This is a genomic window from Variovorax palleresanus, from assembly GCF_051144945.1.
Classification (GTDB): domain Bacteria; phylum Pseudomonadota; class Gammaproteobacteria; order Burkholderiales; family Burkholderiaceae_C; genus Variovorax; species Variovorax paradoxus_S.
This window is the reverse complement of record NZ_JBJNVP010000002.1, coordinates 925,815-945,762: the sequence shown is the minus strand read 5'-3', so window position 1 is coordinate 945,762 and position 19,948 is coordinate 925,815. Positions and strand designations below refer to the sequence as shown.

Here is a 19,948-nt window from a genome sequence, read left to right as displayed (position 1 = left end):
GCATTTCCAATGAATCGACCGGAGCTTCCGGTTCATTCATTCCACGAGGACAAGCAGCCATGAACACGACCACTACAGACAACAAGGCGCTGGTGCAGCGCATCCATGCCGAGCTGGACAAGGGCAACGGCCAGCTCTTCATCGACAGCCTGGCCGACGATGCCCGCTGGACGCTGGAAGGCACCACGCCGTGGTCGCGCACCTACGCGGGCAAGGCGGCCATCCGCGAAGAGCTGATCAAACCGCTGTTCGCGCAGTTCGCGGGCCGCTACGTGAGCAAGACCGAGGGCATCATTGCCGAGGGCGACCGGGTGGTGGTGCTGTTCAGCGGCGACGTGCCCACCAAGGCCGGCAAGCGCTACAACAACCGCTATTGCTACATCTATCGACTCGAAGGAGGCAAGGTGAAAGAGCTGACCGAGTATTTCGACACCGCACTGGTCCAGGAGGCGCTCGAGGCGCCGCCCGCCGCTGCTCTCCATGCCCATGCCGGCTGACCGCGGCACCCCTTTTCACATCGGCGAGCTTGCGACGCGCACCGGCCGCACCGTGCACGCCATTCGCTGGTACGAGGCGCAGGGTCTCGTGCCCGGCGTCTCGCGCGACGAGGGCGGCCGGCGCCTCTACGGGGAGCTGCACGTCGGCTGGCTGGACCTGATCGACCGGCTGCGCCGCACCGGCATGTCCATTGCCGAGATGCGGGAGTACACCGCGCTCGCGTTGCAGGGCAAGGCCACGCTGCATCAGCGCCGCGGCATGCTCGCAGCGCACCGTGCGCGCGTGGCCGAAACCATTGCCGACTGGAAACGCGCCCTGTCGCTGGTCGATCGCAAGATCGACTTCTACGACGAGTGGATGCACACCGGCCACCGGCCGCCGCTGATTCCCGCCGAAACACCCCGCCTCCGGGCGCTCGCGCCGAAACCGTCAAAACCACGGAAATCCCCATGACCATCGCCGAACTTGCCCCCATCCCGCTGCCCGCGGGCATCCGCTCGCGCCAGGTCGACAACGGCAATGGCCTGTCCATGCACGTGCTGGAAGCCGGCTTCGATGCGCCGGGGCGTCCTTGCGTGCTGTTGCTGCACGGTTTTCCGGAGCTGGCCTACAGCTGGCGCAAGGTGATGTTGCCGCTGGCCGAGGCGGGCTTTCACGTGGTCGCACCCGATCAGCGCGGCTATGGCCGGACCACGGGCTGGCAGCAGGGCTACGACGCCGGGCTGGAAGAGTTTCGCCTTCTCAACCTGGTACGGGATGCGGCGGGGCTCGTGTCCGCGCTGGGCCACCAGACGGCGGCGGTGGTGGGCCACGACTTCGGCTCGCCGGTGGCGGCCTGGTGCGCGCTGACCCGTCCGGACGTGTTCCGCTCGGTCGCATTGATGAGCGCGCCGTTTCCCGGCCCGCCGAGCGCTGGGGCGGCACCCGTGTTCGCGCAGGTCATCCGGCACCTGCTCGATGGCCTCGCCGCATTGCATCCGCCACGCAAACACTACCAGTGGTACTACTCGGGGTCCGAGGCCGATGCCGACATGCGGCAGGCACCGCAAGGGCTGCATGCCTTCCTGCGCGGCTATTACCACCAGAAGAGTGCCGACTGGCCGCAGAACCGGCCCTTCGCGCTGGCCGCAATGAGCGCCGCCGAACTGGCGCGCCTGCCCACCTACTACGTGATGCGGGCCGACCAGACCATGGCCGAGACGGTGGCCGACGAAATGCCCTCGGCCGAACAGATCGCCGCCTGCCGATGGCTGCCCGAAGAGGATCTGGCCGTGTACACCGCCGAATACGCGCGCACCGGCTTCCAGGGCGGGTTGCAGTGGTATCGCTGCGGCACGGGTGGGCGCTACATTCCGGAAATGCAGGCTTGGTCGGGGCGCACGATCGACGTGCCCGCATGTTTCATTGCGGGCTGCGGCGATTGGGGCGTGTTCCAGAAGCCCGGCGACTTCGAAGCCATGCAGGCAACGGCCTGCACGCAGCTACGCGGCGTGCACTGGATCGAGGGGGCGGGGCACTGGGTGCAGCAGGAGCAGCCCGCCGAAGTGAGCCGCCTGCTGCTGGATTTTCTGGCTACTCCGCGATAAAGCCCGCGTCCCTGCGGATCGATTCGCGGTCGCGGTGGTTGCTGAGACGGCCCAGCGTGTTGTCGAGCAGGCGCTTGAGCTTGTCGGCCGCGCCGCGGAAGGCCTCGTCCAGGCTGGTGGCGTGCTGCGTGACCGCAAGCGGTTGATGGTGGGCAAGGCGGGCTTCCATCACGCAGCATTTGTCGCCGCCGCCGGCCTTGTCGTGGTTCTCGTCGCTCAGATGCACCTCGACGCGTGTCACGTCTTCGACGAAACGGCCCAGTTGCTGCTTGATCTCGGTGTCGGCCCAGCGCTCCAGGGCGTCCTTGTTGTTGATGCCGTTGCTCGTGTTGACCTGAATCTGCATGCCATGTCCCTGCTGATGGATGAACGAGCCCCTACTGTGCGCCCTAAACGGTGACCCTGCGCGTAGGCGTGTTCCCCACCCCCGGGCCGGGCAGGGTCCGGGACCCGGCTTTTCAGCTCCGGATGTAGCTGGTGAGCTGGTCGATCGTCTGCTCGTGCTCGCTGATGATGTCGTCCATCAGGTCCTGGATGGAGATCATGCCCACCACCTTGTCGCCGTCGACCACGGGCAGGTGGCGGAACTTGCGCTGGCTCATGAGCGACATGCAGTCTCGCGTGTGGGTCTGCGGAGTCACGGTCATCACGTCGGGCGTCATGATCTCGGAAACCTTCATCTCCTTGGAATTCTTGCCCTGCAGCGCCACCTTGCGGGTGTAGTCACGCTCGGAAAGAAAGCCTACCAGCCGGTCGCCGTCCATCACCATCAGCGCGCCCACCTCGAAGCGTGCCAGGGTGGCCAGCGCATCGAACACGCTGGTGTCCGGCGAGGTGCGCCAAGCCGCGGAATCGTGGCGCTTGAGCAGTTCGGAGACGGGTTTCATCGCGGTAACTCCATCAAAAAAGTTTAGCTTCGACCGACGCGTCCATGCGCCGCACTCGGTCAAATGATAGGGGCGATATCGGTGGAACCGCTCCCAGCAATGCAAAAACCTCTAGGGGATTGCGCGCGTCGCGTCGCGCCGCGCGCCAGCGAGCGAACTAAGGTGTTGGCGCCAGCACGCGGCTGAGCGCCACGGGGTTGCCCGCGACGGTCTTGACCAGGCCCTTGTCGTCGAAATTCACCTGGTACTCCGACCAGCTGTCGCGCCAGTAGCGCCAGGTGGGTGCGTCGATGCTGGGGTTCTCGCCGGCCACCGGATAGCCGATGGCCATCAGCACCTGTTCGCGCGTCATGCCGGGCGCCACCTTTCCGGCGACGATGGCGTCGCGGACGGCGGGCGGGAAAGCGGCCATCTTCTGCTTCGGATCTTCGGTCACCACGTAGCGCTTCGCGAAGTCGGCGAGCGTGATGTTGCGGCTGTAGTCGTTCTTGATGCGCTGGGGCTTGCCCGCGAGATCGGCCTCGAACCAGCGGAAGTCGTAGGCCGTGATGCGCGCCGGCGTGCCCACCGCCACGATGCTCGTGCCTTGCTCGTCGTAGTTGATGTCGCTGATCGAGCTGCCGTAGGTCCGCATGTTGCAGCACAGGTAGCCGCTGAGCATCGGGCCCTGCGGCGGCGAGGGGCGCTGCGCATGGACGACGGTCGCGGGAAGGACGGTGGCTGCCAGCAGGGCGGCAGCGGCAAGGCGCTTGAACATGGATTTCCCTCGGTACTTATTTATTGAAGATGGCTGCGGCGCAGCGCGCGGATTCTAGAGGCCGAGGCACCCCGGACGCAGGCAGAATCGGCACTCGAGGCTATCGAAAGCATAGCGGTGTGACCTAACGCACATTCCGGGTCCACAATGCCCATCCGCCCTTCGGGCCGATTCCCAGACAAAGCGAAAGAAAGAGCATCCATCGATGGCGATCCAGTGGTTCCCCGGGCACATGTACACGACCCAGAAGGCCATCACCGAGCGGGTGAAGGACATCGACGTGGTCATCGAGCTGCTCGATGCGCGGCTGCCGGGCTCCAGCGCCAACCCGATGCTGGCCGAACTCACGGCGGGGCGGCCCTCGCTCAAGGTGCTCAACAAGCAGGATCTGGCCGACCCCGGGCGCACCGCGCTCTGGCTCGCGCACTACAACGCGCTGCCGGCCACGCGCGCCATCCCGCTCGACGCGAGCCTGACCACGCCCGCACAGGCCATCGTGCGCGCCTGCCATGAGCTCTCGCCCAATCGCGGCGGCATGGCCAAGCCGATGCGCGTGCTGATCTGCGGTATTCCCAACGTCGGCAAGTCGACGCTCATCAACACCCTGACCGGCAGCCGCAAGGCCAAGACCGGCGACGAAGCCGGCATCACCAAGCTGGAGCAGCGCATCACGCTGGCCGACGACTTCTACCTATGGGACACGCCCGGCATGCTGTGGCCGCGCATCGTGGTGCCCAAGAGCGGCTACAACCTTGCGGCCAGCGGAGCGGTGGGGCGCAATGCCTTCGACGAAGAGGAAGTGGCGCTCGAACTGCTCAACTACCTCAAGACGCACTATGCGGCGGGCATCGCGGAGCGATTCAAGCTGGTCGAGCTCGATGCAGCAACCATCGCCGGGATGAAGGACGAGGACGTGCTCGACACCATCGGCCGCAAGCGCGGCGCGCTGCTAGGCAAGGGGCGCGTCAACCTGCAGAAGGCGGCCGAGATCGTGATGCACGAGTTTCGTGCCGGCAACCTCGGGCGCATCACGCTCGAGACACCCGAGGAGTTTGGGCAGTGGCTCGCGGAAGGGCAGCGCATCGACGCCGAGCGGCAGGCAAAGAAGGCCGCGCGCGGCAAGAAGCGCAAACCGGGCGCCGAGCCCGCCGAAGGCCAGACGCCCGAGCCGCACTGAACTGCGCGCGCTCAGCGCTCAGCGAATCTGCAGCCGTGCGTCCTTCGGATAGCTGATGGTGTAGTCGGCCGCCACCCGAGCAGTCTTGCCCGCGTCGAGGTCGAAGCTCCACATCGCGAGGCCAGGCTGCTTGTTCCAGGCCAGTTCGCCGGGCTGGGGCGAGAACTGCGCAGCCACGCGCACCTGCTCGTCGACCGACACCGGGGCGGCCTCCAGCACCTGCACCGCAATCGGCGTGCGGTGGCGGTTCTCGACCACGTAGGCGCGCTGCACCTTGCGCTCGGCGCGCGAGCCGACGAAGCCGCCCGTGCCCTGGCTGTCCTGCTCGGGCTCGGGCTGCACGCGCACCAGCTCGTCGCGGCCAAAGGAGAGCGTCAGCTTCGAATCGCTGGGCGCGTTCCAGCGGCCGCTGCCCACGAAGTTGCCGTCGCGGTAGAGCTGCAGCGCACCGGCCGGCCACACGCCCGCCGGCTGGGCCAGTTCGGCAACCAGGAAAGCGCTCGCGTCCACGCGCGGGCTGGTGCGTGCGGCAAGCTTCGCCGTGTCTTCGTGCTGGCCCAGCGCAAGCGTCACGCGCTGGCCGTTGGAGGGTACGTCGATACCTTGGGGCACCGCGAATTCGGTGGCAAAGCTGTTGTCGAACACATTCACGTCGAAGAGCGGCTCTGCAGCCTCGGCCATTGCACGCTTGTCGGCGGACGCCATGGGCGCCGGCGCCGCCATCATGGCGGCCGGGGCCGGGCTTGCCGGCGCACGCTGCGGCGGTTCGATGCCGATGCGCCATGCGTTGGGCGTGCGGCCCGCGGTTTCGCGGCGCGGCTGCCCGGTGGAGAGCACCAGTTTCACGCCGCGCCAGTCTTCGCCCGTGGCCTGTGCCACCAGGGCCTGGCGTTCGATGCGCACCTTTCGCGTGGCGGTGTCGAGCAGCGCGCGATACGTGGGTGTCCAGCCGGGGCCGTTGACCTGGTAGCTGAGCTTCACCTCGGCATCGGCGCTGGCGGCCAGCGTGACGGTCACGGCCATCACCTGGGCGCCGTTGCCTTGCGAGCGCTTTCGCTCGGCCACCAGCGGGTTGAGCTGGCGGTCGATGTCGGCCTGCCTGCGCTGGATCTGGTGCTGCTTCAGCAGCGAGTCCTGACCGGTGCGGCGCATGGCCTCGGTCATTGCGGCGAGGTTGCGCGCGTCCAACGGCGCGCGTGCGCCCTGGGCCGATTCGCCGCCGCCGCCCGAGAGGCCCTTGAGATAGCCCGTCACCATGCCGAGCGCATCGTTCTCGGCCTGGAGCGCTGCCTTCTGGTCTTCGAGTTCGCGGATGCGGCCGTCGAGCGCGCTGGTCGCGCAGCGTGCCGAGAGTTCGCGCGGCTCGCTGAGCACCGAGGTCTCGCCCACGCGCACAGACGCCCCGGCCGAAACCTGCAGGCTCTGCACGTCGAGCGCCGCGGGCAGGCAGGCGAAAGTGACGGATCGGCTGCCGGCCGCGACGCGCGCCACGCGCTCCACCGTCGCGCTGCCGGGATAGACCTTGACCTGGGTGATGCGGGATGCATCCGCGCCGGTGGCGAGGGCCGTGGCCTGTGCATGGGCACCGATGCCGAGCACCAGCCAGGCCGCAGCAACGGCGGTGGCGCGCAAATTGGCACGAAAAGAGAAAGAAGAGGAAGAGATAGCTTTCATCGGAGCCTCGGTAGTGGATCGTTCCTCCACTCATACGGCGGGCCTCGCCGACCGGGGTTAAGCCTCCGCAAAAAAAGTGCGCTGTCGCCAAGGCAACTGGCCGGGCGTTGCGCGTCGCGGGCGCGACGGCGTGCAGCGGGGCCGCTTCGTAGAGTGGCTTTTTCGACGCTTCATCCTTCTTCGTGAAAGACCGCCATGCTCGACACCATTCAGGCCATCAACAAGACTGCCGCCTTCAATCGCTGGGCCGGCTTCGAAGTGACCCGCGCCGCTGACGGCGAAGCCGAACTGCGCATGGCGTGGCGCGAGGAAGATATGGGCCAGTACGCCGGTTTCCTTCACGCGGGGCTCATCGGGGCGATGCTCGACACGGCCTGCGGCTTTGCGGCCGCCACGGTGGCGGGGCGGGTGCTGGCTTCGCACTTCTCGGTCAACTGTTTGTCGCCCGCGCTGGGCCGCGCCTTCATTGCACGCGGCAAGGTGGTGAAGGCCGGGCGCAAGCAGGTGTTTGCGACCGCCGAGCTCTATGGCCAGGGCGAGGGCGACGGCCTCAGGCTCGTGGCGACGGGGAGCGCAATCCTGGTTCCGGTGGAAGAGGCCCCTCCGGCGAAGTAGCCCGCGGAGGGGTGCTCGCGCGCCGAGGCTTGAGTCCGAATAGAGGCCGCATCCAATTGACGCGCCGGATCAGCCCGTCGGTGAGCGCCCAGCAGCCGGCGATGGTCAACGCCACCAGCAAGGCCGGCTCCAGCACCGGGCCCAATGCAAAGGGTGCCAGCAGCGCAACGCCGGCAATGACCAGCGTCTGGTGCAGCACGTACCACGGGTACACCGACTCGTTGGCCCAGCGCAGCCAGGGCCACGGCCGGTTCAGGTAGCGGTGGCCATGGCCCAGGATGGTGGCCACCGCCAGCCACAGGTAGAGCATGCGCAAGGTGTCCATCAGCACGCCGGAAGGTGGCCCCTTGGCGCCGAGCCGGAGCAAGATGAAAGTGGCGATCACCGCCGCAGCCAGCGCCAGCGAAACCCGCCGCAGGCGTTCCAGTTCGCGCCACACGCCCGTGTCCACGCCCATCCAGTAGCCGTACAGAAACACCGTGAAGTAGATGCTGTGCAGGTGAAAGTCGCGGATCAGGTTGTGCGTGGGCGGAAAGTGCCGGGCCAGCAGCATCGTCCAGACCAGCAGCGGAAGCGCCGGCAGCAACAGCAGCTTCCAGCCGCGCAGCCCGTTGAAGCGGCAGCGCATCCACTGGCCGGCGGGCGATTTCCACAGCGGCAGCGTCAGCGCGACGATGGCCGTGTAAGTGAACAGATAGGGCAGGTACCAGAGGTGGTTCCAGGTGATGCCGAACTCCGCGCCGGCAAAAGCCTGCTTGGGCCACGGATCGCCCATCGACAGATAGCGCAGCAAAAACGCGCCGAAGCCCGGCGCCACCAGGCCGTTGGCCACGCCCTCTGCATAGGCCTGGTAGGGCACGATCACCGCCATGCCGAAAACCAGCGGCAGCATCAGCCGCACGCCACGGCTGCGCAGCAGGCCCCAGCTGCCCTGGTGGCGGCTCAGGAAGCCCAGCGACACGCCCGAGACCAGGAACACCAAGTCCATGCGCCAGAGGTTGAGCACGCGCATCGGCCACTGCAGCCATTCGGCCGCATGCGGGCTCTTGAGGTGCCAGGGCCAGTCGGCCACGTAGTACATCGCCACGTGGTAGAGGATGACCAGCAGGAAGGCCAGCGCGCGCAGCGCGTCGATGTCGTGGCGGCGGTCGGGTGCTGCGGACCGGGTGTCAGGGGTTGCGCTCATCGGACGCTCCTCGAAAACGCGTGGGAAGGAGGGGCCGATGGTTGCGTTCTTGCGCCGCGCGCGGTCTGCCTGAGGGACGGATCGCGGCCCTTTTGTGACGAGCGGTGGGCTCCGGGGGACGAAATTTTCCCGCCGAACGCGTGGATCGCGAGAATCCCGGGCATGGGAGATTCCCGAAAAAAGAACCTGTACGAGCGCTATGAACCCATCCGCCGCTGGGTGGAAGTGGGCTTCTGGGTCGTCTTCATGGGGCTGCAGGCGGTGTTCAACACCATGGTGGCGCTGGTCGATGCGCGTGATCGCGCAGTGCCGCGCGCCACCTGGGAAATCGTGACCTGGGAGGTGTCGAGCCACTTGGTGCTGCTGGCACTGGTGCCTGCCGTGGTCGCCGTCCAGCGCCGGCTGTCGCCGCTGGCGCGCACGAATCTGCTGCGCTACCTGGCGTGGCACGCGGCCGCCAGCGTCGTCTTCAGCCTGGTGCACGTGGCCGCGATGTTCGCGCTGCGTGCCATGGTCTATTCGGCCATGGGCGAGCGCTACGACTTTGCGGGCTGGACCGGACGCTGGGGCTACGAATACCTGAAGGACGTGCGCGCCTACCTGTCAATGGTGTTCGGCATCTGGGTCTACGGTGTCTTCATGCTGCGGCTGCAAGGCGAGGCGCGCGTGCTCGATCCGCCCGAGCCCGCCCAACCCGCTCTTGTGGAACCCGCGGTGCCGCCCGCCCGGCCGGAGCGCTTTCTGGTGCGCAAGCTGCGGCGCGAATTTCTCATTGCCGCGGGCGACATCGACTGGCTCCAGGCCGAGGGCAACTACGTCGGCCTGCACGTCAATGGCCACGACTACCTGCTGCGCGCCACGCTCACCGATTTTCTGACCCAGCTCGACCCTGCCCATTTCGTGCGAGTGCACCGCAGCCACGCGGTCAACCTGGGCCGCATCAAGGAGATCGAGCCACTCGACGGTGGCGATGCCCGGCTGCACATGGCCGATGGCACCACGGTGCCGTGCAGCCGCCGCTACCGCGAAGCCCTGCGCGCAGGGGCGACTTGAGTGGCCGGGGCAGGCCCGTGAGTGTCCTGTTCCGGTGCGAGCCTGAATCGTAAAGCCCCTTTATGGCTCATTTCGCACCATCGAAGAGCCTATAGGCACCATTTTTGCTTTCTTGCGGCGCTGCTCCGAGCAATTCGGGTGCACGCACCAATTCAAACCAGAAAACTGCAAGAAGCTCCCATGGACGCACTCAAACAGGGCGCTGACGCGCTGTTCATCCTTCTCGGCGCCATCATGGTGTTGGCCATGCACGCCGGTTTCGCCTTTCTCGAACTGGGCACGGTTCGCAAGAAGAACCAGGTCAATGCGCTGGTCAAGATATTGGTCGACTTCTCGGTCTCGACCATCGTGTACTTCCTGGTCGGCTACGGCGTGGCGTACGGCACCCACTTCTTCGTGGGCGCCACCGAGCTCGCCGCCAAGAGCGGCTACGAGCTGGTGAAGTTCTTCTTCCTCTTGACCTTTGCCGCGGCCATTCCGGCCATCATCTCGGGCGGCATCGCGGAGCGCGCCAAGTTCTGGCCGCAACTGATCGCCACGGCGGTCATCGTCGGCTTCGTTTACCCGCTGTACGAGGGCATCGCCTGGAACAAGGCTTTCGGCATCCAGGCGTGGATCGCCTCGGCCACGGGCAGCGAGTTTCACGACTTCGCGGGTTCGGTGGTGGTGCATGCGGTGGGCGGCTGGCTCGCGCTGCTGGCCGTGCTGCTGCTGGGCGCGCGCCGCAACCGCTACCGCGGCGACGGCTCGCTGAGCGCGCATCCGCCGTCGAACATTCCCTTTCTGGCGCTGGGCGCCTGGGTGCTTTGCGTGGGCTGGTTCGGCTTCAACGTGATGAGCGCGCAGAGCATCGACAAGATCTCGGGCCTCGTGGCCGTCAATTCGCTCATGGCCATGGTGGGCGGCACCCTGGTGGCCCTGGCGCTCGGCAAGAACGACCCCGGCTTCGTCTACAACGGACCGCTCGCCGGCCTCGTGGCGGTGTGCGCCGGCTCCGACCTGATGCACCCGCTGGGCGCGCTGGTGGTGGGCGGCGTGGCCGGCGCCATCTTCGTGGTGATGTTCACGCTCACGCAGAACAAGTGGAAGATCGACGACGTGCTCGGCGTGTGGCCGCTGCACGGCCTGTGCGGCACCTGGGGCGGCATCGCGGCCGGCATCTTCGGCACGCAGGCGCTGGGCGGCATCGGCGGCGTGAGCCTGTGGGCGCAGCTCATCGGCACCTTGATCGGTGTGGCCTGGGCTGCGCTGGCAGGGGCGGCGGTGTACGGCGCACTCAAGGCCACGATGGGGCTGCGGCTCACGCAGGAAGAGGAATACGACGGGGCCGACCTGTCGATCCACCATATTTCGGCGACGCCGGAGCGTGAGGCCAACTGGTAGGGCCCAGCGCGACGCTGAAGCGCATTTGTCCGTGATGCGCTTCATTTTTGAAGCGTATTTGCCTAAAATGCGCTTCATGTGGATCTGGCAAGCTAAAGAATGGCCGCACTTCGAGGTCGACGCGCAGGCGCTGCAGCCCGCGCTGTCGGCTGCGCGCCTGGCACAGGGGCGCATGCTGGGCGTAGCCGGCAACCTTCAACTCATCGATCTGAGCGAACTCCAACTCGGCGAGTGGACGCAGGAAGCCATCGCTACAGCGCAGATCGAGGGTGAAACGCTGCAGGTCAATTCGGTACGGGCCTCGGCGGCCCGGCGGCTGGGGCTCACGCCCGCCGATCGCGTGCCAAAGGATGCACGCACGGAAGCCACGCTCGACATCGTTGAAGCGGCCATCGCGCGCTGGAATGAACCACTGGCAGAAGGCAGGCTCCTCGATTGGCATGCCGCGCTTTTTCCAAACGGGCGAAGCGGCATCACGCGCATCGTCACTGGTGGCTACCGTGTCCACGAAGACCCCATGCAGATCGTCACGCCGCGCATTGGCAAGCCCGACACGGTGCACTATGAAGCACCTCCTTCCCGTGATGTGCCAGCGCAGATGAAGGCGTTGCTCGAATGGTTCGAAGAAGGGCGGCAGCACCCGAAGATTGATGGCATCGTGCGCAGCGCCATCGCACACCTATGGTTCGAAGCCATTCACCCGTTCGAAGACGGCAACGGCCGCATCGGCCGGGCGCTGAGCGACTTGGCGCTGGCGCAGGACCTGCGCAGCAACCAGCGACTGTTCAGCCTCTCGCAGCAGCTGTGGCTCGACCGCGCCGGGTACTACAACCAGCTGCAGGCTGCCAGCGCGCAGGGGCATATGGATGTCACACCCTGGGTGCGCTGGTTCATCGGCTGTATCGAAAAGGCGTGCCTCTCGACGCTGGCGCAGATCCAGGCCGCAGGCGCCAAGGCCGGGTTCTGGGCCCAACTGGACACCGCGCATCCGCAACTTACGCCGAGCCAGCGCAAAGTGTTGAACAAGCTCTATGACGCCGGTCCCGATGGATTCCTGGGCGGCATGAGCACGGAGAAATATGTGGCCATTGCGGGCGTGTCGCGCGCCACCGCATATCGGGAACTGACCGAGATGGTGGCATCCGGCTTGCTCGAAAAAACGGGGCAAGGCAAGGCAACTCGGTACGCGCTCATCCGCTCGAGGTAGCTGCGAGCAGCACAAGAAGCACGAAAGCGCAGCCTGTAGCAAACTCGCCCGACCAGTCCGCTTCAATTTCGCCAACGCCAACGCCAACGCCAACGCCAACGCCAACGCCAATGACCCAAACGCCCCCCGCCCTCGAAGTCCTCCCCCGCGACCTCTCCGCCTACCGCAAGGGCAACATCGGCATCGACTACGTGCATCGCTTCGAGTCCGGCAAGCCCGGCCCGCACGTGCTGATCAACGCACTCACGCACGGCAACGAAATCTGCGGCATGACCGCCGCCACGCATCTGCTCGACACCAACGTGCGCCCCAAGATCGGCACGCTCACCGTGAGCTTTGCCAACGTGGAAGCGTACGAGTCCTTCGACAAGGCGCTGCCCTTCGACAGCCGGCAACTGGTGCACAACCTCAACCGCATCTGGTCGCCCGAATGGCTCGACGGCACCGAGGACAGCCCCGAACTGCGCCGCGCGCGCGTGCTCCGTCCGGTGGTGAGCGCGGCCGACCACATCCTGGACATTCACTCCACCAGCCAGCCGGTGATTCCGTTCTGGGTGTACCCCGCATTCGACCGCAATGCCGAGGCCGCAATGGCCATCGGCCGCCCCTCGGTGCATCTGGTGATGCCCGAAGGCCTCGGCTCCGGCACACCGCTGATCCAGCACGGTCGCCACGGCCTTTCAGAAGGCAAGGGCGTGGCGCTGGTGGCTGAATGCGGCCAGCACTTTCTGCGCTCGGCCTCCGAACTGGCCACCGCCATCTCGCTCGATTTTCTGGCGCACTTCGGCCTCATCGACAAGGACCCCGCAGTGCCGGCGCCCGGCCCACAGCGCCGCTTCGAACTGCTGCAGACGCACGTCATCAAGTCGGAAGACTTTGCGTTCGTGCGCCCGCTGATCGGCTTCGAGACCTTTGCCAAGGGCGAACTCATCGCCACCAACGGCCCGGACGAGATCCGCGCGCCGTGCGACGACTGCACGATCTTCATGCCCGCGCAGCGGGTGATCGTTGGGCGGGAGGCGGTTTACTTGACGAAGCCGCTTTGAGGCAGCGATGAAGCTCAGGGCTCCTTCAGCTTCGATATTTGCTCGCGAAGCGGCGGCAGATCGTGCTGAATGGTTTGCCAGACGATCGCGTGATCGACAGTGAAATAGCCGTGAGAAAGCGCGTTGCGCATTTCGTAGGCAAAGCGCCAGGGGACATCGGAATGGGCCGCCGCAAATTCTGCATGATGCTTCACGACATTGTTGCTGGCCTCGCCGATCACTTCCAGGTTGCGCACCACGGCGTCTTGCGTTTTTCGGTCTGCCAGATAGCTTTCGCGCGTGGCTTGGCTCGTGTAGTCGCGAATGCTGTCAATGGCTTCCAGGATATGCCCCAGATAATCCGCAAGACGTTGCGGATCGCCTCGGCTCATATCGGCACAGCCTCGCGCAGCACCTGATCGCGGAACTTCGGAGGCAATCCGTTGGGCGTGAGCACGTCGACTTCCATGCCGAGAAGGCTTTTCAGTTCGTACCTGATGGCTCCGAGGTCCAGGAGTGTGGTTTGTTCCGTGGGCTCGACCAGCAGATCAAGATCGCTGTCAGGCCCGTCTTCTCCACGCAAGACGGAGCCGAACACCCTCACGCCGCTGACGTGGTGACTCAGTGCAATCTCGCGAATGCGCTCGCGATGCTGTGACAGGGCTTCAGAGGGACGCATGCTGCGGAGTGTAGTGCCGCCGCCCATTTGAATCATGTCGCAATGAACAACGCCGGATCCACCATCGCCCGATTGAGCATCACAGACCAATGCAGATGCGGCCCCGTCACGCGGCCGGTGGCGCCCACAGCAGCCAACCGCTCGCCGGTCTTCAGCACATCGCCCACCTTCACATCGACGCGGCTCAGGTGGCAATACATCGTCAGCAGGCCGCCGCCGTGGTCGAGCCACACCGTGCCGCCGTTGAAGAAATAGTCGCCCGTATCGATCACCCGCCCCGGCAACGGCGCCAGCACCGGCGTGCCGGTACCGGCGGCGATGTCCATGCCGCTGTGCGGATTGCGCGATTGGCCGTTGAACACGCGGCGTAGGCCGAACGAGCTGGAGCGGCGGCCCGGCACGGGGACGCGCATCTGCAGCGAGGCATCGGGCGGCAGATCGGTGAACGTTGCCATGACGGTGGCCAGGTGCGCGCGTTCTCGCTCATAGCGTGCTTCGTCTTCGGGCGACAGATCGACCGTGCGCGGTGGCACCGTGAGGCGTTGCTCGCGGTACTGCTTGGGGGCCACGGTGTAGGCGACCTGTTTTTCGGCGCCGCTCTCGGAGCGCACAACGATGCTTGCGTCGCCCGGAGTGGCGGCGAGCGGAATGCCCACGAGCGCTGTCCACTCGATGGCGTCACCCAGCACGAGCAATGGCACGTCGCCTGAAAAGGCGGCCGGTCGTTTGGCGCTGGGACCCAGCGACAGGCGTGCTACGCCGCCCGGCACCTGGGACGCGTGCGGCCAGACGTCGGGGCGCTGTTGCTTCGGCTTCGCAGGGGGCGCGGCACTGACGTGCGTTGCAGCAGGCAGCGCCAGCAGGCTCAGCGTGCCGAGCAATGCGCGGCGGCGATTCAGAGCGGGCGAGGGGAGATCGGGAAGATGGGTTTTGCTGCGCATAAGGGCGAATGAATGAAGGTGTGCGGCGGCGCTGCTGCGTTACTCCAGCCAGGTACCGGGCGCCAATCCGTCCAGCGTGTGCGGCCCGATGGCAGCGCGAATCAGGCGCAGGGTGGGAAGCCCCACGGCGGCGGTCATGCGCCGCACCTGGCGGTTGCGGCCTTCGCTGATCGCCAGTTCCAGCCATGCGGTCGGAATGTTCTTGCGTTCGCGGATGGGTGGTTGTCGCGCCCACACATCGGGCGGAGGATCGAGCAGGCGCGCACGGGCCGGGCGCGTGAGGCCGTCGTTGAGCTGCACGCCTTGGCGCAACGCGGCAAGCGCCTCTTCAGTGGGCACGCCTTCCACCTGCACCCAATAGGTCTTCTCCATCTTGAAGCGCGGATCGGCGATGCGCGCCTGAAGCTGGCCGTCGTTGGTGAGCAGCAGCAGGCCCTCGCTGTCGGCATCGAGGCGGCCGGCGACGTAGACGTCAGGAATGTCGATGAAGTCTTTCAGCCCGCGCCAGCGGCCCTCGGGCGTGAACTGGCTGAGCACGCCGTAGGGCTTGTTGAAGCGGATCAGGCGGGACGGGATTACTTGCCCCAGCTGTCCCGCATGCCCGCGGCGCGATTGAACACCCGCTTGCCGCCTGCACCAGCCTTCGCGTCGAGCACGAAGTACCCATGCCGCTCGAACTGAAACGCCGCGCCATCCTGAGCCTTGGCCAGTGAGGGCTCGGCGTACGCAGTGCAAACCTCCAGGCTCTGCTTGTTCAGCTCATCCATCAACTCTCCGCTGCCCGGATTCGCCGCCGCAAACAGCCGCTCATACAGGCGCACTTCGGCCTGCACCGCATCCGCCGCGGCCACCCAGGTGATGTTGCCCTTCACCTTGATGGCGTCCGCGCCGGGCGTGCCGCTCTTGGTGTCGGGCACCAGCGTGGCCTGCACTTCGACGAGCTTGCCGTTCGCGTCCTTGGTACCGCCGGTGCATTCGATGACGTGGCCGTATTTCAGCCGCACCTTGTTGCCCGGGAACAGGCGGAAGAAGCCCTTGGGCTGCACTTCTTCGTAGTCGGTGCGTTCGATCCACACCTCGCGGCCGAGCTTGAACTCGCGCTTGCCCATCTCGGGGTGGTGCGGGTGCACGGGGGCCGAGCAGTCGTCGAGCACGCTTTCATCCTTGTTGGGGCCGCCCATCAGCTCGCCCCAGTTGGTGATCACCAGTTTGACCGGGTCGAGCACGGCCATGGCGCGCGGTGCCGTGGGGTCCAAGGTGTCGCGCAGCGCGGCCTCCAGGCTTGCGTAGTCGATCCAGCCGCCGGACTTGGTGGTGCCGCTGCGTTCGCAGAACAGGCGCAGCGCCTCGGGCGTGTAGCCGCGGCGGCGCAGGCCCGCCAGGGTGGGCATGCGGGGGTCGTCCCAGCCGTCGACGTGCTTTTCTTCGACCAGCTGGCGCAGCTTGCGCTTGCTGGTGAGCACGTGGGTGACGTTGAGGCGCGCAAATTCATACTGGCGCGGATGCGGGCTGGCAATGAGGCCGCCTTCGGCCAAACGGTCGAGCAGCCAGTCGTAGAAGGGGCGCTGGTCTTCGAACTCCAGCGTGCAGATGGAATGGGTGATCTGCTCCAGCGCGTCTTCGATGGGGTGCGCAAAGGTGTACATCGGGTAGATGCACCACTTGTCGCCGGTGTTGTGGTGAGTGGCCCGGCGCACGCGGTACAGCGCGGGGTCGCGCATGTTGATGTTGGTGCTGGCCATGTCGATCTTGGCGCGCAGGATGGCGGCGCCGTCGGCCACCTGGCCACCCTGCATGGCGCGGAAGCGCGCAAGGTTTTCGTCGGGCGTGCGGGTGCGGAAGGGGCTGTCGGTGCCGGGCGTGTTGAAGTCGCCGCGGTTCGCGCGAACTTCTTCGGCCGTCTGTTCGTCCACGTAGGCAAGGCCGGCGCCAATCAGGTATTCCGCCGCGCGATACATGAAGTCGAAGTAGTCGCTCGCAAAGTATTCGTGCGGCTGCAGGGTGCCTGGCGCGCTGGGGCGGTCGGCCAGGTAGGTTTCGTAGCCGAGCCATTGGACGGCGTCGCGGATCGAATCGACGTATTCCTGCTCTTCCTTCTCCGGGTTTGTGTCGTCGAAGCGCAGGTGGCACACGCCGCCGTATTCCCTGGCCAGCTCGAAATTGAGCCAGATGCTCTTGGCATGGCCGATGTGCAGGTAGCCGTTGGGCTCGGGCGGAAAGCGCATGCGCACCTTGGCGGGGTCGGCCATGCCCTGGGCGTGATGGGCGGCGTCGCCGGGCGAGCCACCCCATTTGCGGCCAGAATAGGCCCCCTGCGCAAGGTCGTTTTCGATCACGTGACGCAGGAAATTACTCGGTGCAGCGGTCGTTTTCGCGCTGTCTTTGTCGGTCGGGGAGGTCATTGCGGCATTCTAGAGTGCACCCCCTGCCGGTTACCTTTGGCAACGTTCTTCACATTGCGGCGGGCAACCGCTTTGCATTTGGCGCGTTCAATACATACATGGGCAGGAAACGCCCCAACTAGGAGTCCAAGATCATGAGCCTCACACGTTCAACCTTTTTCAAATGGGCCGCCGCGGGTGTCGTGGCAGCCGGTGCATTGTTTGCGGCCACTTCGGCCAGTGCCCGTGGCGACGTGAGCTGGTCTGTCGGCGTGGGTCTGCCAGGGGTGGCAATCGGTGTGGGCGCTCCGGCCTACTATCCGGCGCCGGTCTATACGGCCCCCGCGCCGGTGTACTACGCGCCGCCGCCTCCGGTGTACTACCGCCCGCCGCCGCCGGTCTACTACCGTCCGGCCCCGGTGTACTACGCGCCGCCGGCCTACTACGCGCCCCGCTATTACGGTCCGCGCCATCACTACGGCCATGGCCACGGCCATCGCCACTGGCGCTAAGCGCGGTAGCTGGGGAGGGATTCCCGCCATGTGAAAAAGCCGGTCTCTCAGGGCCGGCTTTTTTATGCGCGCTTCGAGCCTGCAAATTTCACATTGCGCGAAACAGGTGCCCGTAGAGCCGGCTGACCGGAATTTTCTCGGGCCGGCCGCGCAGGTCCAGATGCAGCTTGCCCGCCTCGTCGCGGTGCACCGCTTCTATGGCCGAGCTGCGCACCACCACCGCGCGGTGCACCTGCCAGAAAACCTCGGGGTCGAGTTGGGTCAACAGCTGCTTCAGCGGCGTGCGAATCAGGTATTCGTGCGTGGCGGTGAGCACGCGAATGTATTTGTCCGCCGCCTCGAAATACAGCACCTCGTCGATCGGGACCATGCGCACGGTGCTGCCGCCGGCTTCGCTGGCTGCAATCATCCGGAGCGGGGCAGTGCCGGGTGCCTGCGCACCGCCGGACGCAGCCGCAAGCACCTGGCGCCACTGCGCAAGGGTTTGCTCCAGCACGTCGTCGGCTCCGTTCGGGGCTGGTTTCGATGGCTGCTGTGCGGTCAAGGCCTGTTGCAGCCGCAGCACGGTCTTGCGCAGGCGCTCGGGCTGCACCGGCTTGAGCACGTAGTCGATGGCCCGGGTTTCGAAGGCGCGGGCGGCGTATTCGTCGTAGGCGGTCACGAAGACCAGTTGCGGCATGGGCGCCTCGTCGGTGGGCCAGCTGTCGGCCAGTTCGGCGGCAGCGCCCAGGCCGTCGAGGCCGGGCATGCGAATGTCGAAGAACAGCACCTGCGGCAGCAGGCGCAGGGCCTCGCGCACGGCGGTCCGGCCGTCGCCCGTGATGGCGAGCACCTGCAGTTCGGGCCATGCGGCGGCCAGTTCGGCCTTAAGGGCCTGGGCGAGCAGGGGCTCGTCTTCGGCGATGAGGGCAGTGGGGTTCATGCGCGTGCCGGCAAGGGAAAGCTGATGGTGGTGCGGGTTCCGCCCGCGGGCTCGGGGGCCAGGCTCATGCGGCCCTGGTCGCCGTACACGGTGGCCAGCCGTTCGCGGACCTGCGCGAGCCCGAAACCGCCGCCTTCCGACGGCGACGGGTTTGCAGCGAGGGCGACCCCGGTGTCGCTCACTTCGATGACCAGCCGGCCCGCCTCCTGGCGGGCGTGCACGATGATATTGCCGCCTTCGACCTTGGGCTCGAGCCCGTGGCGGATGCTGTTTTCCACCAGCGGCTGAAGCAGCAGCGGCGGCACGGGCGTGTCGCGCAAGTCTTCCGGCAGATCGAGCGTGTAGCGCAGGCGCTCGCCCATGCGCACGGACATCAGTTCGAGGTAGTCGGCCAGCCGTTCGAACTCGGCCGAAAGCGGATGCGCCAGCGCGCGCGAGCCGTTGAGCGTCATGCGCAGGTAGTTGTTGAGCCGGTCGAGCATGGCAATGGCGCGCGGCGGGTCGGTTGCAATCAGGGCGCGCAGGTTGGCCAGCGTATTGAACAGCATGTGCGGTTCAAGCTGGGTTTCGAGCAGCTTGAGCCGCGCCTCGGTGGCATTGCGCTGCGCCAGTTCGATCTGGCCCCGCATGTGCTTGCTCCTGCCAAGGCTGTAGAAAAAGAAGCACATGCAGACCGTGGCTGTCACTGTGATGATGATCGTGGTGGCGAGCCTGCGCTCCGCGAAGCTGCGGAAATTGAGCAGGGGCTGATGGGTCCACGCATCGCCAATGGCATTGCCCCCCAGGAAGCCGACCGTCACACCGGCCGCCACCAGCAGATAGCCCCAGGGGCCGGACGGCCAGAGGATTTCCTTGTGGCCGCTGATGAGCAGCCGGCCCACGTCGATGAAGAGCCAGCTGATCAGCCCGATCGACAGCGAATACACCATTTGCGAGCCCCAGTCCCCGTGCTGCGTGATGGCCAGCGCCGCGGCAATGAAGCAGCAGAAGACGACGGTGATCAGCCCATGCCGAAGCATGCTCCGGACGTTCTCCGCGCGAAAACGAGAGAGCGCTTCAACACTCATTGGTGCACCCTTGGCGCTGCGCGCCGTCCCGCCAAGCGGGAGCGAGCGGGCTTGGGGCGGCCCTGCGCTCCGCTCATCCGCGCTCCCCGGAGCGTAGCGCGCGCCGTTCGCGTTCCACCAGCCGGTCATAGAAATTGCCGCCTGGCGCCACGAACCAGATCACGGCGCCGTGTATCAGGAGGCCCAGGCCCCAGCCCATGAGCGGGTACACCGCCCAGCTATGGCCGCGCGATGCCGAGAGCGCCACCAGCCCGAGGTTGACCAGCACATAGACGAAGGCATGGATGTACCAGCCCATCTTGGCGCCGGCGCGGCGTCGGGCGAGCTTCTCGACGTCGGGGGTGGAACGGTTTGCTTGTGTGGGGTTCATGACGGTTCTCCGATAACGAATGGTTCGA

23 protein-coding genes are annotated in these 19,948 nt (G+C 66.3%); 10 read left to right on the top strand and 13 right to left on the bottom strand.

The window, feature by feature from the left end; genetic code table 11:
* Positions 1-59: 59 nt before the first annotated feature.
* From ACJ7Z0_RS08130 to ACJ7Z0_RS08120, 3 genes are read left to right on the top strand one after another with little or no spacing between them, the layout of a single operon-like run.
* Positions 60-497: a nuclear transport factor 2 family protein gene (locus ACJ7Z0_RS08130; RefSeq protein WP_434789428.1), complete on the top strand. Its 438-nt coding sequence runs from the start codon at positions 60-62 to the stop codon at positions 495-497.
* Positions 487-951, top strand: coding sequence for a MerR family transcriptional regulator (locus ACJ7Z0_RS08125; protein ID WP_434792630.1), 465 nt, complete (start codon positions 487-489; stop codon positions 949-951). Before ACJ7Z0_RS08130 ends, ACJ7Z0_RS08125 begins: the two co-directional genes overlap by 11 nt.
* Positions 948-2,084 carry an alpha/beta fold hydrolase gene (locus ACJ7Z0_RS08120; protein WP_434789427.1) on the top strand — a complete coding sequence of 379 codons (1,137 nt, stop codon included), beginning with the start codon at positions 948-950 and terminating at the stop codon, positions 2,082-2,084. Before ACJ7Z0_RS08125 ends, ACJ7Z0_RS08120 begins: the two co-directional genes overlap by 4 nt.
* Here the strand turns inward: ACJ7Z0_RS08120 and ACJ7Z0_RS08115 are convergent.
* From ACJ7Z0_RS08115 to bamE, 3 genes are all read right to left on the bottom strand, one after another.
* On the bottom strand, positions 2,071-2,430 hold the full coding sequence (locus tag ACJ7Z0_RS08115; protein WP_431129540.1) for an HPF/RaiA family ribosome-associated protein: 360 nt from the start codon (positions 2,428-2,430) through the stop codon (positions 2,071-2,073). The two genes, ACJ7Z0_RS08120 and ACJ7Z0_RS08115, sit on opposite strands and share 14 nt — an antisense overlap.
* Before the next feature lie 112 nt (positions 2,431-2,542).
* Positions 2,543-2,971, bottom strand: coding sequence for a CBS domain-containing protein (locus ACJ7Z0_RS08110; protein ID WP_431129543.1), 429 nt, complete (start codon positions 2,969-2,971; stop codon positions 2,543-2,545).
* Between the two features lie 157 nt (positions 2,972-3,128).
* Positions 3,129-3,728, bottom strand: a complete 600-nt coding sequence (gene bamE / locus ACJ7Z0_RS08105; RefSeq protein WP_434789426.1) for an outer membrane protein assembly factor BamE domain-containing protein — start codon at positions 3,726-3,728, stop codon at positions 3,129-3,131.
* A gap of 205 nt (positions 3,729-3,933) precedes the next feature.
* Here bamE and ylqF point away from each other — a divergent pair, with 205 nt between their 5' ends.
* On the top strand, positions 3,934-4,905 hold the full coding sequence (gene ylqF, locus ACJ7Z0_RS08100; protein ID WP_434789425.1) for a ribosome biogenesis GTPase YlqF: 972 nt from the start codon (positions 3,934-3,936) through the stop codon (positions 4,903-4,905).
* An 18-nt stretch (positions 4,906-4,923) separates the two neighbouring features.
* On the opposite strand, the gene ACJ7Z0_RS08095 is transcribed toward ylqF, so the two are convergent.
* The gene (locus tag ACJ7Z0_RS08095) at positions 4,924-6,579 is read right to left on the bottom strand and encodes a DUF4139 domain-containing protein (RefSeq protein WP_434789424.1); all 1,656 of its coding nucleotides are present in this window, start codon (positions 6,577-6,579) and stop codon (positions 4,924-4,926) included.
* 195 nt (positions 6,580-6,774) lie between these two features.
* Between ACJ7Z0_RS08095 and ACJ7Z0_RS08090 the strand changes: the two genes are divergently transcribed.
* Positions 6,775-7,194: a PaaI family thioesterase gene (locus ACJ7Z0_RS08090; RefSeq protein WP_434789423.1), complete on the top strand. Its 420-nt coding sequence runs from the start codon at positions 6,775-6,777 to the stop codon at positions 7,192-7,194.
* Here ACJ7Z0_RS08090 and ACJ7Z0_RS08085 read toward each other — a convergent pair.
* Positions 7,130-8,380, bottom strand: a complete 1,251-nt coding sequence (locus ACJ7Z0_RS08085) for an acyltransferase family protein (protein WP_434789422.1) — start codon at positions 8,378-8,380, stop codon at positions 7,130-7,132. The genes ACJ7Z0_RS08090 and ACJ7Z0_RS08085 overlap by 65 nt on opposite strands.
* Before the next feature lie 162 nt (positions 8,381-8,542).
* Between ACJ7Z0_RS08085 and ACJ7Z0_RS08080 the strand changes: the two genes are divergently transcribed.
* The 4 genes from ACJ7Z0_RS08080 (at position 8,543) to ACJ7Z0_RS08065 (ending at position 13,069) form a co-directional block, all read left to right on the top strand.
* Entirely contained in the window at positions 8,543-9,433 is an 891-nt protein-coding gene (locus ACJ7Z0_RS08080; RefSeq protein ID WP_434789421.1) for a LytTR family DNA-binding domain-containing protein, read from the top strand.
* A gap of 180 nt (positions 9,434-9,613) precedes the next feature.
* Positions 9,614-10,816, top strand: a complete 1,203-nt coding sequence (locus ACJ7Z0_RS08075) for an ammonium transporter (RefSeq protein WP_434789420.1) — start codon at positions 9,614-9,616, stop codon at positions 10,814-10,816.
* 34 nt (positions 10,817-10,850) lie between these two features.
* The gene (locus ACJ7Z0_RS08070) at positions 10,851-12,023 is read left to right on the top strand and encodes a Fic family protein (RefSeq protein ID WP_434792629.1); all 1,173 of its coding nucleotides are present in this window, start codon (positions 10,851-10,853) and stop codon (positions 12,021-12,023) included.
* Between the two features lie 110 nt (positions 12,024-12,133).
* Positions 12,134-13,069 carry a M14 family metallopeptidase gene (locus ACJ7Z0_RS08065; protein WP_434789419.1) on the top strand — a complete coding sequence of 312 codons (936 nt, stop codon included), beginning with the start codon at positions 12,134-12,136 and terminating at the stop codon, positions 13,067-13,069.
* A gap of 14 nt (positions 13,070-13,083) precedes the next feature.
* Here ACJ7Z0_RS08065 and ACJ7Z0_RS08060 read toward each other — a convergent pair whose 3' ends face one another.
* From ACJ7Z0_RS08060 to ACJ7Z0_RS08040, 5 genes are read right to left on the bottom strand one after another with little or no spacing between them, the layout of a single operon-like run.
* On the bottom strand, positions 13,084-13,440 hold the full coding sequence (locus tag ACJ7Z0_RS08060) for a HepT-like ribonuclease domain-containing protein (RefSeq protein ID WP_434789418.1): 357 nt from the start codon (positions 13,438-13,440) through the stop codon (positions 13,084-13,086).
* Entirely contained in the window at positions 13,437-13,727 is a 291-nt protein-coding gene (locus ACJ7Z0_RS08055) for a nucleotidyltransferase family protein (RefSeq protein WP_434789417.1), read from the bottom strand. Before ACJ7Z0_RS08055 ends, ACJ7Z0_RS08060 begins: the two co-directional genes overlap by 4 nt.
* 32 nt (positions 13,728-13,759) lie before the next feature.
* A complete protein-coding gene (locus ACJ7Z0_RS08050; RefSeq protein ID WP_434789416.1) occupies positions 13,760-14,668 on the bottom strand; it encodes a peptidoglycan DD-metalloendopeptidase family protein in 909 nt (302 codons plus the stop codon).
* 39 nt (positions 14,669-14,707) lie between these two features.
* Positions 14,708-15,244 (bottom strand): pseudouridine synthase, encoded by a 537-nt coding sequence (locus tag ACJ7Z0_RS08045; RefSeq protein ID WP_434792628.1) that lies wholly within the window; start codon positions 15,242-15,244, stop codon positions 14,708-14,710.
* Positions 15,244-17,070 carry a glutamine--tRNA ligase/YqeY domain fusion protein gene (locus tag ACJ7Z0_RS08040; RefSeq protein WP_434789415.1) on the bottom strand — a complete coding sequence of 609 codons (1,827 nt, stop codon included), beginning with the start codon at positions 17,068-17,070 and terminating at the stop codon, positions 15,244-15,246. The genes ACJ7Z0_RS08045 and ACJ7Z0_RS08040 overlap by 1 nt, the downstream gene beginning before the upstream one ends.
* Positions 17,071-17,204: 134 nt before the next feature.
* Here ACJ7Z0_RS08040 and ACJ7Z0_RS08035 point away from each other — a divergent pair, with 134 nt between their 5' ends.
* Positions 17,205-17,561 (top strand): hypothetical protein, encoded by a 357-nt coding sequence (locus tag ACJ7Z0_RS08035; RefSeq protein WP_434789414.1) that lies wholly within the window; start codon positions 17,205-17,207, stop codon positions 17,559-17,561.
* Positions 17,562-17,649: 88 nt separating this feature from the next.
* Here the strand turns inward: ACJ7Z0_RS08035 and ACJ7Z0_RS08030 are convergent, their stop codons facing one another.
* The 3 genes from ACJ7Z0_RS08030 to ACJ7Z0_RS08020 all read right to left on the bottom strand — a co-directional run bounded on the left by ACJ7Z0_RS08030 (position 17,650) and on the right by ACJ7Z0_RS08020 (position 19,920).
* Positions 17,650-18,483: a LytR/AlgR family response regulator transcription factor gene (locus ACJ7Z0_RS08030; RefSeq protein ID WP_434789413.1), complete on the bottom strand. Its 834-nt coding sequence runs from the start codon at positions 18,481-18,483 to the stop codon at positions 17,650-17,652.
* The gene (locus ACJ7Z0_RS08025; RefSeq protein WP_434789412.1) at positions 18,480-19,550 is read right to left on the bottom strand and encodes a sensor histidine kinase; all 1,071 of its coding nucleotides are present in this window, start codon (positions 19,548-19,550) and stop codon (positions 18,480-18,482) included. The genes ACJ7Z0_RS08030 and ACJ7Z0_RS08025 overlap by 4 nt, the downstream gene beginning before the upstream one ends.
* A 73-nt stretch (positions 19,551-19,623) precedes the next feature.
* Positions 19,624-19,920, bottom strand: coding sequence for a 2TM domain-containing protein (locus ACJ7Z0_RS08020; protein ID WP_434789411.1), 297 nt, complete (start codon positions 19,918-19,920; stop codon positions 19,624-19,626).
* Between the last annotated feature and the right edge of the window lie 28 nt (positions 19,921-19,948).

Excerpts from the sequence above, each read along its gene's own strand:
- ACJ7Z0_RS08065 (WP_434789419.1), top strand. The coding sequence starts at position 12,134 with ATGACCCAAACGCCCCCCGCCCTCGAAGTCCTCCCCCGCGACCTCTCC.
- ACJ7Z0_RS08090 (WP_434789423.1), top strand. The coding sequence starts at position 6,775 with ATGCTCGACACCATTCAGGCCATCAACAAGACTGCCGCCTTCAATCGC.
- ylqF (WP_434789425.1), top strand. The coding sequence starts at position 3,934 with ATGGCGATCCAGTGGTTCCCCGGGCACATGTACACGACCCAGAAGGCC.
- ACJ7Z0_RS08035 (WP_434789414.1), top strand. The coding sequence starts at position 17,205 with ATGAGCCTCACACGTTCAACCTTTTTCAAATGGGCCGCCGCGGGTGTC.
- ACJ7Z0_RS08030 (WP_434789413.1), bottom strand. The coding sequence starts at position 18,483 with ATGAACCCCACTGCCCTCATCGCCGAAGACGAGCCCCTGCTCGCCCAG.
- ACJ7Z0_RS08085 (WP_434789422.1), bottom strand. The coding sequence starts at position 8,380 with ATGAGCGCAACCCCTGACACCCGGTCCGCAGCACCCGACCGCCGCCAC.
- ACJ7Z0_RS08070 (WP_434792629.1), top strand. The coding sequence starts at position 10,851 with ATGCGCTTCATTTTTGAAGCGTATTTGCCTAAAATGCGCTTCATGTGG.
- ACJ7Z0_RS08115 (WP_431129540.1), bottom strand. The coding sequence starts at position 2,430 with ATGCAGATTCAGGTCAACACGAGCAACGGCATCAACAACAAGGACGCC.
- ACJ7Z0_RS08040 (WP_434789415.1), bottom strand. The coding sequence starts at position 17,070 with ATGACCTCCCCGACCGACAAAGACAGCGCGAAAACGACCGCTGCACCG.
- bamE (WP_434789426.1), bottom strand. The coding sequence starts at position 3,728 with ATGTTCAAGCGCCTTGCCGCTGCCGCCCTGCTGGCAGCCACCGTCCTT.
- ACJ7Z0_RS08095 (WP_434789424.1), bottom strand. The coding sequence starts at position 6,579 with ATGAAAGCTATCTCTTCCTCTTCTTTCTCTTTTCGTGCCAATTTGCGC.
- ACJ7Z0_RS08130 (WP_434789428.1), top strand. The coding sequence starts at position 60 with ATGAACACGACCACTACAGACAACAAGGCGCTGGTGCAGCGCATCCAT.
- ACJ7Z0_RS08075 (WP_434789420.1), top strand. The coding sequence starts at position 9,614 with ATGGACGCACTCAAACAGGGCGCTGACGCGCTGTTCATCCTTCTCGGC.
- ACJ7Z0_RS08120 (WP_434789427.1), top strand. The coding sequence starts at position 948 with ATGACCATCGCCGAACTTGCCCCCATCCCGCTGCCCGCGGGCATCCGC.
- ACJ7Z0_RS08055 (WP_434789417.1), bottom strand. The coding sequence starts at position 13,727 with ATGCGTCCCTCTGAAGCCCTGTCACAGCATCGCGAGCGCATTCGCGAG.
- ACJ7Z0_RS08050 (WP_434789416.1), bottom strand. The coding sequence starts at position 14,668 with ATGCGCAGCAAAACCCATCTTCCCGATCTCCCCTCGCCCGCTCTGAAT.
- ACJ7Z0_RS08020 (WP_434789411.1), bottom strand. The coding sequence starts at position 19,920 with ATGAACCCCACACAAGCAAACCGTTCCACCCCCGACGTCGAGAAGCTC.
- ACJ7Z0_RS08080 (WP_434789421.1), top strand. The coding sequence starts at position 8,543 with ATGGGAGATTCCCGAAAAAAGAACCTGTACGAGCGCTATGAACCCATC.
- ACJ7Z0_RS08060 (WP_434789418.1), bottom strand. The coding sequence starts at position 13,440 with ATGAGCCGAGGCGATCCGCAACGTCTTGCGGATTATCTGGGGCATATC.
- ACJ7Z0_RS08110 (WP_431129543.1), bottom strand. The coding sequence starts at position 2,971 with ATGAAACCCGTCTCCGAACTGCTCAAGCGCCACGATTCCGCGGCTTGG.
- ACJ7Z0_RS08025 (WP_434789412.1), bottom strand. The coding sequence starts at position 19,550 with ATGAGTGTTGAAGCGCTCTCTCGTTTTCGCGCGGAGAACGTCCGGAGC.
- ACJ7Z0_RS08125 (WP_434792630.1), top strand. The coding sequence starts at position 487 with ATGCCGGCTGACCGCGGCACCCCTTTTCACATCGGCGAGCTTGCGACG.